Genomic DNA, 16,911 nt, shown 5'->3' on the forward strand with positions numbered 1-16,911 from the left:
CGGCATACTCGCGCCATGGCTTCCAGCGGCGTGGTCTTCCCCGAGGTCGACGGCAGGCGCAGCACCTCGGCCCTGGGCCGGGCCGTCGTCGCCGACGCGCTGCGTGAGGTCGACCCTGTCGGTGCCGCGGCGGCCGAGCGGGAGACGAACTGGCGCCAGGCCTACCTGACCCACTTCCGCCGGCTGGTCGAGGCGGGCCTGCTGCGTGACGGGGAGGCCGCCGTCGACATCGCCCGCGCCGGCCTCGAGTCCCTGCACGCCCGCATGCGCGCGACCGGTCCCGGCGGGGAGGTGGCGCTCGACGCCGTGTTCGACCAACCGGTCGACGTCCCGTTCGAGACCGCCACGGTGCGCGGGACGCAGCACCCGGCACGCGAGCTCACCCTCCCGCTGCACGGCCGCCGGATCGGGGGCGACGAGCTGCGCCGCCAGCTCGACGACTGGCTCTGGCGCGGGATCATGGAGCCGTCGGCGACCGAGGCCGTGCACGAGGTCCTCGCCAACCCCGACTGGCTCGACCTCTCGGACCTGCGCCTCGTCGTGCTCGGGGCGGGTGCGGAGATGGGTCCCCTGCGCAGCGTGCTCTCGTGGGGCGGCGACGTCGTGGCGGTCGACCTGCCCCGGCCCGACCTGTGGCGCCGGGTCCTCGAGGCCGCCGGGGGCTCGGCGGGCACCGTGCACCTGCCCGTGGCGGCCGGGACCGCGTGGTCCGCGGACGACCTCGCCGAGCACGCCGGTGCCGACCTGCTCCATGCGCTGCCCGCGGTCGCCCAGTGGCTGGGCGGCCTGGAGGGCCGCCTCGTGCTGGGCAACTACGTGTATGCCGACGGCGCCACCAACGTGCGCGTGTCCACCGCGGTGGACGCGCTGACCCAGGAGGTCCTGCGCCACCGTGCCGACACCGCGCTGGCGTTCCTGGCCACGCCGACGGACGTCTTCGCGGTGCCTCGCGACGCGGTCGAGCACTCGACCCGCGCCTACCAGGAGCCGTCGTCGGGGATGCGCCTCGTGCGTCCGGCGGTCCGTGCGGCCAGCGCCGGGCGCCTCCTGCGCCGCAACTACGCACCGGGCTCGGACCCGGGGATCAACGACAGCTTCATCCCGCAGCAGGGGCCCAACTATGCCCTGGCCAAGAGGCTGCAGCGCTGGCGTGCCACGACGGCGCGCCGCGACGGCCTCACGGTCTCGCTCAACGTCGCCCCGCCCACCCGCACGCGGTCGGTGGTGAAGAACCGGGCGCTGGCGAGCGCGTACGCCGGCGCCCACCGGTTCGGGATCGAGGTGTTCGAGCCGGCGACGAGCAACACGCTGATGGCGGCGCTGCTGGTCCACGACCTGCGGACCGCCCCGGCCGCGCCCGAGGCACCGTGGCGCGAGGAGGCCCGGGCCGCCGTGCACGGAGGGCTGTGGCGTACGGCGTACGACCCGCGCAGCGCGCTCGGCCTCGCTGTGGTGCTCGGACTCGGGGGCGCCCGGGGCTGACGGGCCGGGGCCTGGTCCTCGGGGCGGGCGACGCCCGGGGCCGAGGGGCGCCTGCCCGGTCTGTCCTTTCCTGACCCAACCCAGACCGCGCCCAGAACCACGAACCGGCCGGTAGGCCTTGGGGTGGGGGCACGTGTGGCGACCCCTGGCGTACCGCAACGCCGTCGACGCACGCCGAAGGGAGATCGACCATGACCCACAGGGGACACCGGTGGTCCGCCGCTGCGGCCACCGCCGCACTCGCCGTGACCGTCACGGCGGCACTGCCCGGGCAGGCCGCGCCTCCGGCCGGACCACCGGCCGCGCAGGGATCGGCGTTCGGGGGTGACCACACCGGCCAGCTGCCCGACGTGGACCGGCGTGCGGCACGGGAAGCGCCGTCCGCCGCGCAGCGGTCGGCGGCCGAGCGGCTGCGGGGGACGGGTTCGCGCGGCACGGCGCCCGCGACGGTGACCTGGAACCGCTACGGCTCCGCCGCCACCATCACGGCGGAGGGGGACGCCCCGCTGGCCACCGGGCTCGGCGCGGACGCCGTCGCCGCCGCCCGGGCCTACCTCGTGCGTGAGGCAGCCGTGCTGGGCCTCACCTCGGCCGACGTCGAGGCGATGGAGCACGTCACCACCAACCGGGTGGGCCGGGCGGACGTCGTGACGCTCCGGCAGACCGCGTACGGCGCGCCCGCCGGCCTCGACGGCCTCGTCGTCGTGGCCGTGCAGGGCGGCACCGTCCGCCACCTCACGTCGAGCCTGTCACCCAGCCGGGGCACCACGGCGAGCCGGACGGCAGCGCCCCGGCTGACGCCCGAGCAGGCCCTGGAGCGGGCGGCGGACGACATCGGCAAGGGCGTCTCGCAGGTCCGCCGCACCTCCACGGGCACGACCCGCAGCGGGGCTGCCGCCTGGACGACCCTGACGGCCACCGGGCTGGTCGGTGACCAGCACGTGAAGCAGGTCTCGGTGCCCGTGCCCGGGTCCGCGCCCCGCGTGGCGTACCAGGTCGTCACCCGGGACGCGCAGGACAGCGGCTACTCGACCTGGGTCGACGCCGCGACCGGCGAGGTCCTCGCCCGCGACGGCCTGGTCGACCACGACTCCGACAACCCGCGCTGGTCGGTCTTCACCTCGGTGCCCACCGTCGGTCCCAGCCCCGCCGACACCCGCGCCCAGTGGTGCTGGACCGCGGCGGCCGGGTGCTCGGAGACGCTCGCCAACCCCGCGTCACCGCTGGCGTGGGACATCGACCCGGCCACCAAGCAGGCGACGGCCACGACGAGCGGGAACAACGCCACGAGCGGTGAGCGCTGGACCAGCTCGACGGTCACCCCCGCGACGCCGCGGCCCGATCGGACGTATGCCTACCCGTTCACCGGCCAGTGGACGAAGGAGAAGTGCAACCCGGCCAACTACACCAGCGCCGCTCGCAACGACATCGACGCGGCGACGGCCAACCTGTTCGCGATGCACAACCGGATGCACGACTGGTCCTACCAGCTCGGCTTCACCGAGTCGGCCTGGAACTTCCAGCGGGACAACTTCGGCAAGGGCGGCCTCGGCGGCGACCCCGAGCTCGGCTACAGCCAGTCCGGCGCGCAGCGCGGTTCGCGGAACAACGCCAACCAGGGCACCCCGCCCGACGGCATCAGCGGGTACAGCAACATGTACCTCTGGCAGCCGCTCGCCGGCTCGTTCTACGCGCCCTGCGTCGACGGCGACTACGACATGTCGGTCATCGGCCACGAGTACGGCCACGGCATCAGCAACCGCATGGCCGGCGGCCCCGACCGCGGCCTCTCCGGCCTCCAGGCGGGTGCGATGGGCGAGAGCTGGTCGGACCTCATGGCGACGGAGTACCTGCAGGAGCAGGGCTACGTGCCTTTCAGCCGCACGGCCACGCCGATGGGCTCCTACGTCACCGGCAATGCCGACCACGGCATCCGCAACTACAACTTCAGCAAGAGCCCGCTCAACTACAGCAACGTCGGCTACGACCTCACCGGCCCGCAGGTCCACGCTGACGGCGAGATCTGGTCGGCCACCCACAGCGACATCCGCAGCGCGTTCATCGACCGGTACGGCGCCGGCGACGCGGCCCTGCAGAAGAGCTGCGCCGTGGGCGCGACCCCGGTCGACCAGTGCCCGGGCAACCGGCGCTGGATCCAGCTGGTGTTCGACGCCTGGCTGCTCATGCCCAGCGGCGCCGTGAGCATGGTCGATGCCCGCGACGCCATGCTCGCCGCCGACCAGCTGAGGTTCGGCGGGGCCAACCAGGACCTGCTGTGGAACGCGTTCGCGGCCCGTGGGCTCGGTCGCGGCGCGTCCTCCAACGGCAGCGGTGACAGCACACCCACCCCCGCGTTCGACTCGCCGTACGCGAAGAACGCCACGCTGCGGTTCGTGCCGAGCGGTGACACCGGTCGCTCCCTCGAGGGCGCCAAGCTGTACGTCGGGGAGTACACCGCCCGCTCCCGCCCGGTCGCGGACCTCGACCCGGCGACGGACCTGGGCGACTCGTTCGAGACGGTCCCCGGCACGACCAGCTACACCGTGACGGCACCCGGGTACGGCCAGAAGACGTTCACCTTCACCGCCAAGCCCGGCCAGACCCGGGACCTGCCGGTCTCACTCGTCACCAACCTCGCCAGCCCCGAGGCCGGCGGCACCGTGACCGGCGTCGGCACCGCGGTGCCGGCGATGACCGACGGCGACGAGGGGACGACGGCCACGACCGTCGACGCCCCGACCGACGCGCAGAAGGTCTTCACCATCGGCCTCGCCGGCGGCCGCCAGGTCGTGCGCACCGTGCAGGTCAGCGCACTGCCCCAGCCGGGATCGGCGGGCCGGTTCCAGAACCTGCGGCAGTTCCGGGTCCGGGCCTGCGACGCCAAGGGCACGGTCACCTGCGACCAGGACGCCGACTACCGGGTGGTCTACACCTCGGCACCGGACGCGTTCCCCGGGGCGGCACCCCGGCCGGTGGCACCCGAGCTGAAGATGCGGTCCTTCACGATCCCGCAGACGGCGGCGACGCACCTGCGGTTCGAGCTGCTCACCAACCAGTGCCAGGGTGGGCCGCAGTTCCAGGGCGAGCAGGACGATGACCCGGCCAACGCCACCGACTGCCCGACCGCCTACAGCGGCAGCCGGAAGATGGCCGTCTCCGAGGTCCAGGTGATGCGCCACTGACCGGCCACGTCCCGGGGGTGCAGGCCCCCTGACATGCGCGGGTGCCGCGTGGCCGACGCCACGCGGCACCCGTGTGTCCGGGGGGTCCGTGGCACCCGTGTGTCCCGGGGGGTCGCGGCACCCGCGTGTCCCGGGGGTCCGCGGCACAGAGGGTTCACAGGAACCGCACAGGGTTCGCCGCGCGGGCTCCCATGTTTCGGGTGTTTCCTTGGTGCCATGAACACGCAGCAGCAGACGAACCCGCGCCTCCAGCGCCTCGACGGCTCCCCGGTGCGCGTGCTCGTCGTCGACGACGAGAGCAACCTCACCGAGCTGCTCTCGATGGCGCTGCGGTACGAGGGCTGGGAGGTGCGGACCGCCTCCAACGGCCAGCAGGCGGTGCGGGTGGCGCGGGAGTTCCAGCCCGACGCCGTCGCCCTCGACATGATGCTGCCCGACTTCGACGGCCTCGAGGTGCTGCGCCGGATGCGTGGTGACAACGCCAACATCCCCGTCCTCTTCCTCACCGCCAAGGACGCGGTGGAGGACCGCGTCGCGGGGCTGACCGCCGGCGGCGACGACTACGTGACCAAGCCGTTCAGCCTCGAGGAGGTCGTCGCCCGGCTGCGTGCCCTCATGCGCCGTACCGCCGTCGTCGCGGACGAGTCCTCCTCGATGCTCGTCGTCGGCGACCTCACCATGGACGAGGACAGCCACGAGGTCACCCGCGGTGGCGAGCAGGTGCAGCTGACTGCCACCGAGTTCGAGCTGCTGCGCTACCTCATGCGCAACCCCAAGCGCGTCCTCTCCAAGGCCCAGATCCTCGACCGGGTCTGGAACTACGACTTCGGCGGCCAGGCGAATGTCGTCGAGCTCTATATCTCCTACCTGCGCAAGAAGATCGATGCCGGTCGCGAGCCCATGATCCACACCATGCGCGGCGTCGGGTACGTCCTCAAGCCGACCGCATGAGCCCTGGTGCTGCCGTGGGCGCGGCCCGCGCGCGGGTCCGGCCCTCCACGTGGTCGCTGAGCACCAAGCTGGTCGCCACGGTCGTGGGCCTGTGGCTCGTCGTCACGCTCACGACGTCGGCCCTGACGGTGCTGCTGCTGCGCGACTACCTCCAGAACCGGCTCGACAACGACGTGCGCTCCAGCGCCCTCCGGCTCGGCGGCGGCCCGGACGACCGGGACGGCGACAACCGGGGCCGGCCGTTCGGCGCGCCGCCCGGCGGCGGCGAGTTCCTCACCCTGACCCTCGCGGGCGGGACGGTCACCGGCAACCGGGTGGTCGCCGGCAACACCTACGGCCAGCTCACCGACGCCCAGGTCCGCCAGGTCGAGGCGGCAGGGGTCGGCGAGCAGCCGCAGACGGTCGACGTCAAGGGACTGGGCGAGTACCGGCTCATCTCCCGCCGCACGCCCAGCGGGACGACCGTGATCACCGGTCAGCCCCTGGCGGTGGTCACCGAGACGGTGACCAAGGTGCTCACCCTCGTCGTCGGCGGCACCATCATCGGCTTCGTCCTCGTCGGCACCGGCGGGCTGTGGCTCGTACGCCGCAACCTCGCGCCGCTGCAGCGGGTCGCCCACACCGCCACGAGCGTCTCGCGGCTCAAGCTCGACTCCGGTGACGTCGCGGTGGCCCAGCGGGTGCCCGACGCCGACACCGACCCACGCACCGAGGTGGGCCAGGTGGGCCTGGCCCTCAACAACATGCTCGACAACGTCGAGGGCGCCCTGCAGGCGCGGCACGAGAGCGAGCAGCGGGTGCGCCAGTTCGTCGCCGACGCCTCGCACGAGCTGCGCACGCCACTCGCCTCCATCCGGGGGTATGCCGAGCTGTCCCGTCGCGAGCGCGAGTCGGTGCCGGCGTCGGTGAGCCACGCCCTGGCGCGCGTCGAGTCCGAGGCGCTGCGGATGCAGGGGCTGGTCGAGGACCTGCTGCTGCTGGCCCGGCTCGACGCCGGCCGGCCGCTGGAGCGCAAGCCGGTCGACCTGACCCTGCTGGCCATGGACGCCGTCAGCGACGCCCACGCCGCCGCTCCGGACCACCGGTGGGTGCTCGACCTGCCCGACGAGCCCGTCGAGGTGAGCGGCGACCAGGCCCGGCTGCACCAGGTGGTCGCCAACCTGCTCGCGAACGCCAGGACCCACACACCGGCCGGGACCAAGGTCGTGACGTCGGTGCACCCCGACGACTCCTGGGTGCGGATCAGTGTCGCCGACGACGGCCCCGGCATCCCCGAGTCACTGCAGCGCCACGTGTTCCAGCGCTTCACCCGCGGTGACGACTCCCGCAACCGGGCCGCCGGGTCCACTGGCCTGGGGCTGTCGATCGTCGACGCGGTGGCGAAGTCGCACGGCGGCCGGGTCGAGCTGGCCAGCCGGCCGGGAGAGACCAGGTTCTCGGTGCTGCTGCCCGCGGGCTGAGCCGCAGGGGCTGGGCCTGACGCCTACTCGGGGACCCAGGCCTACTCGGGGACCCAGGCCTACTCGGGCACCCAGGCCTACTCGGGCACCCAGGCGATCAGCTGGTCGAACACCTCGACGTCGCCGTCGATCGGCAGCTCGTCCACGCGCCGACGGCCGTACATGAAGAGGACGACCTCGGCCGCCGAGGCGTGGGCCGACACGTCCGCGGGCTCCTGCGGCCCACCCTGCCCGGCCGGTGCGGCCAGTCGCTCCGCGCGTGCGCCGTCGCCGGACAGGGAGAGCCGCCACGCGCGCCCCTCGCTCACGACGTAGTCGACGGTCGCCGGGTCGTGCGGCCACGGGCTGGTCGTCGCGTTGCAGGTCGCGAGGAACTCCTCGACGCCGTCGAGCGCCACCTCCGTCGGCAGCGACGCCGTGCCGTGGACGGTCAGCTCGGCGTCGTACGTGTGGACCGACACCTCCTGGAGCTGGTGGCGGGCCACGGCCCCGCAGGTGCTCGGGGACTGCGAGTCGCCCCACCAGGTCCAGCAACCCCGGTCGGGGCCGGCCTCGGCGAGGGCGTCGAGCAGCAGCCGGGTCGACTCCGCCAGCCACTGCCCGAGGGCCCCGTGGTCGCGCGGTGCGGGCGTGGGGTCGGCAGGAGCCGCCTTGCCGGTCGCGCCGGGGCCGGCGGTGACGGTGGCGGCCCAGGCCCGCCGGCCGGTACCGATGTGCTCGGCCAGGTCGAGCAGCGTCCACTCCGGACAGGTGGGCACCTGGGCGCCGAGGTCGGGCGCGGCCTCGACGGCGGCGCGGAAGGCCACGGACCGCTCGTCGATCAGCCGCAGCAGGTCGCCGAAGTCGAGGTCCCTGGACGAGAGGTCGGTCGACGGGAGGTTGGGGTCGTTGCGCACGGTGCTGTCTACCAGCCGCGGGCGCCTGCGGCCCAGCGAGTTTCCCGGGTCGGATGAGTGCCGACCCCTGGGGACCAGGATCCTGTCCCAGGTCCGGGCGCCGGCGCCGGCACGGGCACGACCGACCTCGCGGGGGTTGTCCCTGCCGCAGACCTTCGACGTCAGCCTGCGGCAGGCGGAGGGACGCCGTCGCGGGCGGACGGGTTTCGTTCCCCACCCGGCCGCCCGATCCTCCCAGATCCCGCGCGTTCGATACACGACGAAGGACCCCGACGGAAAGCGTGTCGGGGTCCTTCGTCGTGTGGCGGAGGCGGAGGGATTTGAACCCTCGATGGGCGATTAACCCAAACCGCATTAGCAGTGCGGCGCCATAGACCGGACTAGGCGACGCCTCCACGCCCAGGTGCACGCACCCGAGCCCGCACAGGGTATCCGGACGGCCCGGAGCGGAGCAAAGCGGCCCCGGCCACCGCTCAGCTGCAGATGTCCTGGTTCGCCGTGCGGGCCTTGATGGTCTCGGTCGACGAGCTCGGCGGCGTCGCCGTCACCGACTCCTTCGGCAGCGGCTGGGTGCCGAGGCGGTTAGGGACCTCGACGGCCTTCGGCGCCCCGACCCCCATGCTGAGCTCGAGCGTCGAGCCGAGCAGCGAGTCCTCGCGCACCTGTGCGCCCGGGTAGGCCGCGGCGACGGTGCGAGCCGCCTCCTGCATGCCGGGGCCGTAGCGGACGACGACGCCACGGGTGGGCGTCCCGGTGCCGGAGACGTAGCTGTCGACGTGGAACCCCTGGACCTTCAGCTCGCCCGCGGCCTGCTTGGCCAGGCCCGGCACGCCGGAGTCGTTGGTGACCCGCACGTGGATGTCGCCGGGGCTGACGGTGAGCGCCGGCGCGGACGTCGCGGGCGTCGTGGCCGAGGTCGTCCCGCCGGGGACCTTCGTGCCGGGCAGCGGCTTGTCCTCGCGCATCGCGGCCCAGATCGTCTCCGCCGCAGGGGTCCACTGCACCCGGTTGGGGTCCGGTGCGTACGTCTCGGTCGGCAGCTTCACGAAGCGGATCTGGTCGGTGCCGATCCGGGCCAGGCTCTGGGCAATGTCCTTCATCTCGCCGACGTCGAGCCCGGTGTCGGTCGTCATGGCCTGGGTCGCCGCGTCGAGGAAGCGGAAGAGCTTGTCCGGGCGCAGCAGCAGCGACGACTTCGTCGCCTCCTGCACGACCGAGGACATGAACGCCTGCTGGCGGTCGATCCGGCCGAGGTCGGAGCCGTCGCCCAGCGTCTTGCGCACCCGGACGTAACCGAGGGCCTGCGTCCCGTTGACCTTGGTCCGCCCCGCCTTGAGGTTGAGGTGGCTGTCCTTGTCGTTGATCGGGACCGGGGTGCACACGGTGACGCCACCGAGCGCGTCCACCATCTTGCTGAATCCACTGAAGTCGATGACGACGAAGTGGTCGACGTAGATGTCGGTGAGACCCTCGAACGTGCGGATCGTGCACGCCGGTCCGCCGAGGGTGAAGTTGGAGTTCCACTGCCGGACGACACCGTCGGAGACCTTGTCACTCGGGTTCTTGCAGTCGCGCGGTGCCTTCGTCATCGAGTCACGCGGGATGGAGACGACGATGGCTGACTTGCGGTCGGCCGACAGGTGCACGACGAGGTTGGTGTCGGACCGCGCGCCGTAGATGCCACGCTCGGTCTGTTGCTTGCCGAGGTCGGTCCCCTGCCTGCTGTCGGAGCCGATCACGAAGATGTTGAGCGGCTTGAGGTTGGTCTGGGCGTCCGTGGTCACCTGCTGCTTCGGCCGCTCGCCCAGCGCCTTGGTGATGTCCACGCGCTGGATGTTCCCGTTGAGCTTCACGTAGGCGGCGATGCCGAGGACCAGTGCCGCCACCGTGAGCGCGGCCACCACGAACAACCCGCGGCGCACCCAGGGGTGGCGGTGGTCCTGCCGGACCCGGTCCGAGCGACGGGTGACGGCAGACACCTCGTCCGTGCCGCCCCGCGAGGCTCCGGCGTCTCCTGGCTGGGGCTGGTCGCCCGCTGTGGAGCCGTGGGTGGGCTCGCTCACATGCACCTCTCTGGTCCGGAAGGGCCACCCTCCGGGGCGGCTGAGGCGACCGATCGCCTCCGGGAGTGTACGGGCGCAACCTGAGAACCTCCTCGGGATGCTTCCCACTCGTGGACGCCGCAGCCGGCCCCCCGGTTGGGCCGAACCGGCCCTTGGTCGGGCTCCCCGGCCGGGCCGACGGGCCCCGTGGTTCCGTTTGCCTGTCGGTGGTGGGGTTTGATGGGGTCATGGACAGACGAGGGGTCGTGGGGGCAGTGGCGGCGGTGGCCGTGGTGGCGGCCGGCGGTGCCGGGTTCTGGTGGTGGCGGCACGACCAGGCCGAGCAGGAGGCGGACCGGGCCGCACGAACCGAGGTCACGGCATACGCCTCGGGGTGGTCCCAGCGCTCCTTCGCCAAGGCCGGCGCCGACTTCACCACCCCCACCGAAGCGGTCCAGACCGACTTCACCCGGGCCACCTCAGGTCTCGGCGGGGGACCCGTCACCGTCGCCGCCGGGTCCGTGCGCCGGTCCGGCGAGCGGGCCACCTCGACCCTGCACGTCACGTGGAACCTGCCCGGTGGCGTTCCCTGGAGCTACGACGTCCCGGTGACGGTGGTGAGGCAGCAGGACGGGTCCTGGGCCGTCAGCCTGCCCGCCGACCGGTCACCGTGGCACCCCAAGCTGGCGAAGGCCGACGCGCTCAAGGCCTCCCGCACCTGGGGCGCGCGGGGCGACCTGCTCGACCGCAGCGGGACCGCGCTCATGCCGCTGGGCAAGGTGTACCCGGTCCAGCTCGACCCGGGCCGCGCGACCGCCGAGACCGCGAAGGCGCTCGAGAAGATCGTCGACGAGCCGGCCGGCAGCCTCGTGGCCAAGCTCGCCGCCGCCCAGAAGGCGGGGTCCAAGGCGCCCATCGCCGTCATCACCTACCGGCAGGCCGACTTCGACGCCCGGCGCGACGCCCTGGACGCCCTCAAGGGCGTCGTCTACCCCGCGCGCGAACAGCCCCTCGCCCGGACGCGGACGTTCGGCCAACCGCTGCTGGGCTCGTTCGGCCCGGTGAGCGCGGAGAAGGTCGCGGCCGGCAAGGGCCGCTACACCGCGGGTGACTACGCCGGGGTGAGCGGCCTGCAGGGTCAGTACGACACGACACTCGGCGGCACCGCGGGTGTCACGGTCACCTCCAGCGGCGCACCCGACACCCCGCTGTTCCAGAAGGCCGCGGTCGACGGCAAGGACGTGAAGACCACGCTCGACCCGACGGTGCAGGCGGCAGCCGAGAAGGCGCTGACCGGCACCAAGGACGTGCCCTCGGCGCTGGTGGCGGTCGACGTCAGGACCGGTGACGTGCTCGCCTCCGCGAACTCCCCCGAGCTCGGCCTCGACCGGGCGATCACGGGTCGCTACCCGCCGGGGTCGTCGTTCAAGGTCGCGACGACCTACGCCCTGCTCACCGGGAAGAAGGTCACGCCGACGACCACCGTCACCTGCCCGAAGACGTTCGTCGTCGACGGCCGCTCCTACAAGAACTTCGAGGGCGAGGAGCTCGGCACCCCCGACTTCGCCGACGACTTCGCCCACTCGTGCAACACGGCCTTCGTCCAGCTGTCGTCCCGGCTCGGTGACGACGACCTCGCGGCCGCAGCCAAGGCGCTGGGGATCGGCGCCGGGTGGGCGAAGACGCTCGGGGTGGCTGGTGCCTTCGACGGCAGCATCCCCACGAACAACGGCAAGACCGACAAGGCCTCGGCGTCGATCGGGCAGGGACGCAACCTCGTGTCCCCGCTCGCCCTGGCCGTGATGGCGGGCAGCGTCGCCCGGGGCAGCTACGTGCCCCCGGCCCTGGTCACCGAACCCGTCCCCGCCGGCACGGACCGCGCCCCGCAGCAGCTCGACGCCGGTGTGGTGGACCAGCTGCGCACCCTCATGGGGCGGGTCGTGAGCGACGGCACGGCGACGGTGCTGAAGGGCACCCCCGGCGGCACGGTGCGGGGCAAGACCGGCACGGCCGAGTTCGGTACCAAGAACCCGCCGCAGACGCACGCCTGGTTCATCGGCTACCAGGGCGACCTCGCCTTCGCCGTCCTCGTGGAGGATGGCCGCAGCGGCGGCGAGGTCGCCGCGCCCGTCGCCAAGGCGTTCCTCACCGACCTCGCGTCGCGGTAGACCACGGAACGGCGCACGACACGGCGCACGACACGGCGCCGGGGGCAAGGGTGCCCGGACCCGCGACGAGGCCCCTCACCGAGTGGTGAGGGGCCTCGTCGTGAAGACTGTGGTTGGGCAGTCCTCGATCAGATCGGGCGAACGGCGTCAGCCTGCGGGCCCTTGGGGCCCTGGGTGACCTCGAACTCCACGCGCTGTGCCTCGTCCAGCGAGCGGTAGCCCGAGGAGTCGATGGCCGAGTAGTGGACGAACACGTCGGGGCCGCCGCCGTCCTGGGCGATGAAGCCGAAGCCCTTCTCAGCGTTGAACCACTTCACGGTTCCCTGTGCCATGGGGTAACTCTTTCCTTCGTAGCCATTGGGAACCCGCACTTTGCAGGGCCCCAGGCTGCCGTACACAACCCCACCCGACGAGATCATGCTCGTCCACAGAAGCGAAAGGCCCGCGCGATGGTGCTGGCGGGCACTTCGTCGACCTGCGAGGAACTGCTTGGTGCAACCGCGAGAGACGCTAGCACGCGACGTGGGCGCCGTGGAGGTGCGGCGGACCAAATTTCGGTCAACCGGGAACTGACCTCCTCATCGGGGTCGGAACCGCCCCACGCGAGGCCAAACCGCCCTCGCCGCAGGCCATCTCATCGGACGTGTCAACCGTTCGGACTGATCCGGCCCAGGTCCCTCACCTGCATCTTTACCGTTCCCTGACCCGGTGCGACAGTTCCGGCCACCCATTCTTCCGGTTGCCCAGGGGACGTCATGCACCTACGCCTTGCCTCTCGAGGAGTCGCCGCGCTCGCGGTCGCCCTCCTCGGAACGTATGCCGCGGGGTCGGCCTACGCCGATTCCATCCCGGTCGTCGACGGCGACACTGCCGCCATGTCCACCACCGACATCGCAGTCTCCGGCTGCACCCTGCCCGTCCAGCGTGACGGGCTCATCACGGTCAAGCGCAACGGCAACGCCCACCTCGCGCCGGGTGCGGACTTCAGCCTGGTCTGGTCCAGCAGCGACACCAACGTCACGGTCCAGCGGACGGACACCACGCAGAAAGTGCCGTCCACCTACGACCAGAACGGCCAGGACTCCTTCCAGGTCGGCATCCGCACGACCATCAAGGCCAGCGCGGCCAGCACCGGGCAGTCCACCGTCTCGGTGAAGGTGACCCAGCCGGGCTACACCACCATGACCGCCGCGTCCTACGCGGTGAGCTGGAGCTGCACCTCCAACACCGCACCGGTGGTCACCATCGGTGGCGTCAGCGACGGTGCCACGTACGAGTACGGCAGCGTGCCGGCGGCCACCTGTGGGTGGACCGACGACCACGACGGCTCCGGCCCGGCGACCCCGACGGTGACCGGCCCGAGCGGCAAGCTCGGCACGCAGACCGTCAGCTGCAGCAAGACCGACTCCGCCGGCCTCGTGGGCTCGGCCTCGGCCAGCTACTCGATCGTCGACACGACCGGTCCGGCCTTCAGCACGGTGGCCGACGTGTCGGCCTCGGCCGTCGACGCCGGCGGCGCGCCCGTGACCTACCCGGCGCCGTCCGCGACCGACGCGGTCGACGGCGACCGCCCGGTGACCTGCGCACCGGCGTCCGGCTCGACCTTCGCGCTCGGCAGCACCCCGGTGACCTGCTCGGCCACCGACCTCAGCGGTAACAAGGGCTCGACCACCTTCGCAGTGAAGGTCGCGGACACCACAGCCCCCGTCGTCACGGTCCCCAACGACGACACCGTCGCCGCCACCAGCCCTGCCGGTGCGGCCTACTCGTACACGGCGACCGCGACGGACGCCGTCGACGGCGACCTCACCCCGGCCTGCGCCCCGGCCTCGGGCAGCACCCTCGCGTTCGGCGCCACCACCGTCACCTGCTCCGCGACCGACAAGGCGGGCAACAAGGGCACCGCCTCCTTCGTCGTCACCGTCCAGGACAGGACGGCTCCGGTCCTCACCGTGCACGAGCCGAAGCCCGTGGAGGCCACCGGCGCCGACGGCGCGGTCGTGGCCTGGGACGCGGCCACCGCGACCGACGACGTCGACGGCACCCGGCCGGTCACGTGTGACCACGCCAGCGGCGCCACCTACCCTGTGGGCAGCACGACCGTCACCTGCTCGGCGGACGACACCCACGGCAACACCGGCTCGGCCACGTTCACGGTGACCGTCACGGACACCACCCCGCCGGCGCTGCACCTGCCCGACGACCTCACCGCGGAGGCGACGAGCCCGGCCGGTGCGGTCGTCGACTGGAAGGCGAGCGCCAAGGACCTGGTCGACGGCGCCGTCGACGTCACCTGCGACCCCGCTTTGGGCACCCAGTTCGCGCTCGACGTGCCCGCCACGGTGACCTGCACCGCGACGGACGCCCACGGCAACAAGGGCATCGGGACCTTCGCCGTCTCCGTCGTGGACACCACCGCGCCGGCCCTGCCGAAGCTGACCGACGTCACGGCCGAGGCCACGAGCGGCAAGGGCGCTGCCGTGGAGTACTCGGTCGACCGGGCCAAGGACCTCGTCGACGGTGACGTGCTGCTCAGCTGCTCGCCCGCCAGTGGCTCCACGTTCGAGCTCGGGAGGAGCACGGTCACCTGCACGGCGACCGATGCCCACGACAACACGGGCACCGGCACCTTCGCGGTGACCGTGCAGGACACCACCCCGCCCGTGTTCGACCCGATCTCGGTCGACACCGTGGAGGCGACCGGCCCGGCCGGTGCCGCCGTCGGCTTCGCGCCGCACGCCAGCGACCTGGTCGACGCGACCCCGGCGGTCGACTGCGACCACGCGTCCGGCTCGACGTTCCCGCTCGGCGCCACGCAGGTCACCTGCACCGCGACCGACTTCTCCGGCAACAAGGCGAAGCAGACCTTCACGGTCAACGTCGCCGACACCACGGCGCCGGTCGTGAGCACCCCGCCGAGCCAGACGGTGGAGGCCACCTCGACGGCCGGAGCGGCCTACACCTGGGTGAAGGCGACGGCGACCGACGTGGTCGACGGCGACCGCCCGGTGACGTGCGACCACGCACAGGGCAGCACCTTCCCGCTCGGTGAGACCGTCGTCACCTGCTCGGCGACCGACCTCAGCGGCAACAAGGGCACGGCCGCCTTCACCGTGACGGTCCAGGACACCACGGCGCCCGCCTTCGGTGCGGTCCAGAACCTCACGGCGACCGCAACGTCCTCGGCCGGTGCCACGGTGACCTACACCAGCCCGACCGCCACCGACCTGGTCGACGGGCAGACGGCGGTCACCTGCGACCGGGCGAGCGGCAGCACCTTCCCGCTGGGCACCACCACGGTGACGTGCAGCTCGACCGACGCCCACGGCAACATCGGGACGACGCACTTCACGGTCGGCGTCACCGTCGCCTGGAGCGGGTTCCTGGCCCCGGTCGTGGACAAGGGCGTCTACAAGCAGGGCAGCACGATCCCGGTCAAGTTCGCCCTCACCGGCGCCTCGGCCGGCGTGACGAACCTGCCGGCCTCCCTCTGGGTGCGCCGCCTGCCGGACGCGGCGGGGACCGGGGCGGTGGCAGCCGTCTCCACCTCGGCCGCCACGACCGGGAACCTGTTCCGGTACACGGACGGGCAGTACCTGTTCAACCTCAACACCAAGCCGCTCGCGGTCGGCAGCTACGAGCTGCGCGTCGACCTCGGTGACGGCGTCGCACGCACCGTGACGATCAGCTTGCGCTGACCCCCTCGGTGGGCGCGGCCCGGGACCTGCTGGTCCCGGGCCGCGTTGCGTCTCCCCTCGGTTCCCGGAGCCCTCAGGTCCCGCGGACCGCGAGCACGGGCGGCCGGTCGCCGCGGATGACGGCCACCATGTCGACGACGCGCCGGGTGGCGCGGACGTCGTGCGCGCGGAACACCGTGGCGCCCAGCCACGCCGCAACGGCCGTGGACGCGAGCGTCCCCTCGAGCCGCTCGTCGGGCTCGAGCCCCAGCGACTCGCCCACGAAGTCCTTGCGCGACAGCGCCTGCAGGATCGGGAATCCGAGGGCCGCGATGTCGGCGGTGTGCCGCAGCACCTCCAGCGAGTGGGCGGTCGTCTTCCCGAAGTCCAGCGTGGGGTCCACGAGGATGCGCTGGGCCGGTATGCCGGCCTGCTGGGCAGTGCGCGCACCGGCAGCCAGGGTGCGCAGCACGTCCCGGACGACGTCGAGCGGGTCGGGTCCGTAGGTCACCTTCACCGGGTCGGTCCGCGGGGGCAGGCCACCGGTGTGGGACACGACGACGCCGGCACCGACCTGCGCGGCAACGCCGACCAGCTCGGGGTCGTGCCCCGCCCAGGTGTCGTTGACGAGGTCGATGCCCACGGTCCCCGCCTCGCGGGCGACCTCCGAGCGCCAGGTGTCCAGCGACAGCACCAGGTCGGGGTAGGTCTCGCGCGCGTGCACGAGGAAGGGCAGGACTCGCTCGACCTCCTGCTCGGCGCTGACCTGCTCACCCTCCTGGCCGGCACGGACCCCGCCGACGTCGACGATGTCGGCCCCGGCTGCGACGTGGGCGTCGAGTGCACGCTTGGCCGAGTCGAGGTCGGCGTGCCGGTTGCCGGCGAAGAACGAGTCGCTGGTGCGGTTGATGATCCCCATGACGGCGGGCCGCGCCGCGTCGAACACCCGCCCGCGCAGGACCAGCGGCGGCGTGCGGGGCAGCGCCAGCGGCTGCGGGTCGGGAGGCGTCACGCCGGCCATCCTCGCACCCACATCCTCGGTGGGTAGGGTCG

General features: G+C 72.7%; 10 protein-coding genes and 1 tRNA gene. 6 read left to right on the forward strand and 5 right to left on the reverse strand.

Translation table 11 applies throughout. From position 1 onward, the window contains the following. Positions 1–15: 15 nt before the first annotated feature. The 4 genes from ACYVDO_RS06955 (at position 16) to ACYVDO_RS06970 (ending at position 7,075) form a co-directional block, all read left to right on the forward strand. Complete coding sequence (locus tag ACYVDO_RS06955; protein WP_460934110.1) at positions 16–1,482, forward strand: hypothetical protein; 1,467 nt, start codon at positions 16–18, stop codon at positions 1,480–1,482. Between the two features lie 191 nt (positions 1,483–1,673). Beyond that, complete coding sequence (locus ACYVDO_RS06960; RefSeq protein ID WP_460934112.1) at positions 1,674–4,664, forward strand: M36 family metallopeptidase; 2,991 nt, start codon at positions 1,674–1,676, stop codon at positions 4,662–4,664. Positions 4,665–4,880: 216 nt separating this feature from the next. Next, positions 4,881–5,615 carry a response regulator transcription factor gene (locus ACYVDO_RS06965; RefSeq protein WP_460934114.1) on the forward strand — a complete coding sequence of 245 codons (735 nt, stop codon included), beginning with the start codon at positions 4,881–4,883 and terminating at the stop codon, positions 5,613–5,615. After that, on the forward strand, positions 5,612–7,075 hold the full coding sequence (locus ACYVDO_RS06970; protein WP_460934116.1) for a HAMP domain-containing sensor histidine kinase: 1,464 nt from the start codon (positions 5,612–5,614) through the stop codon (positions 7,073–7,075). Before ACYVDO_RS06965 ends, ACYVDO_RS06970 begins: the two co-directional genes overlap by 4 nt. Before the next feature lie 77 nt (positions 7,076–7,152). Here ACYVDO_RS06970 and ACYVDO_RS06975 read toward each other — a convergent pair whose 3' ends face one another. The 3 genes from ACYVDO_RS06975 to ACYVDO_RS06985 all read right to left on the reverse strand — a co-directional run bounded on the left by ACYVDO_RS06975 (position 7,153) and on the right by ACYVDO_RS06985 (position 10,034). Beyond that, positions 7,153–7,971, reverse strand: coding sequence for a maleylpyruvate isomerase N-terminal domain-containing protein (locus tag ACYVDO_RS06975; RefSeq protein WP_460934118.1), 819 nt, complete (start codon positions 7,969–7,971; stop codon positions 7,153–7,155). Between the two features lie 302 nt (positions 7,972–8,273). Next, positions 8,274–8,366, reverse strand: a tRNA-Ser gene (locus tag ACYVDO_RS06980). Between the two features lie 78 nt (positions 8,367–8,444). Beyond that, a complete protein-coding gene (locus tag ACYVDO_RS06985) occupies positions 8,445–10,034 on the reverse strand; it encodes an LCP family protein (protein ID WP_460934120.1) in 1,590 nt (529 codons plus the stop codon). 227 nt (positions 10,035–10,261) lie between these two features. On the opposite strand from ACYVDO_RS06985, the gene ACYVDO_RS06990 reads away from it, so the two are divergent. Then, a complete protein-coding gene (locus tag ACYVDO_RS06990; protein ID WP_460934123.1) occupies positions 10,262–12,181 on the forward strand; it encodes a penicillin-binding transpeptidase domain-containing protein in 1,920 nt (639 codons plus the stop codon). A 128-nt stretch (positions 12,182–12,309) separates the two neighbouring features. On the opposite strand, the gene ACYVDO_RS06995 is transcribed toward ACYVDO_RS06990, so the two are convergent. Next, the gene (locus ACYVDO_RS06995) at positions 12,310–12,513 is read right to left on the reverse strand and encodes a cold-shock protein (RefSeq protein ID WP_056915917.1); all 204 of its coding nucleotides are present in this window, start codon (positions 12,511–12,513) and stop codon (positions 12,310–12,312) included. Between the two features lie 423 nt (positions 12,514–12,936). On the opposite strand from ACYVDO_RS06995, the gene ACYVDO_RS07000 reads away from it, so the two are divergent. Beyond that, a complete protein-coding gene (locus ACYVDO_RS07000) occupies positions 12,937–15,879 on the forward strand; it encodes an HYR domain-containing protein (RefSeq protein WP_460934125.1) in 2,943 nt (980 codons plus the stop codon). A gap of 73 nt (positions 15,880–15,952) precedes the next feature. Here ACYVDO_RS07000 and folP read toward each other — a convergent pair whose 3' ends face one another. After that, a complete protein-coding gene (gene folP / locus ACYVDO_RS07005) occupies positions 15,953–16,879 on the reverse strand; it encodes a dihydropteroate synthase (protein ID WP_460934127.1) in 927 nt (308 codons plus the stop codon). Positions 16,880–16,911 lie beyond the last annotated feature (32 nt).

The sequence above is a fragment of the Phycicoccus ginsengisoli genome (assembly GCF_054779295.1).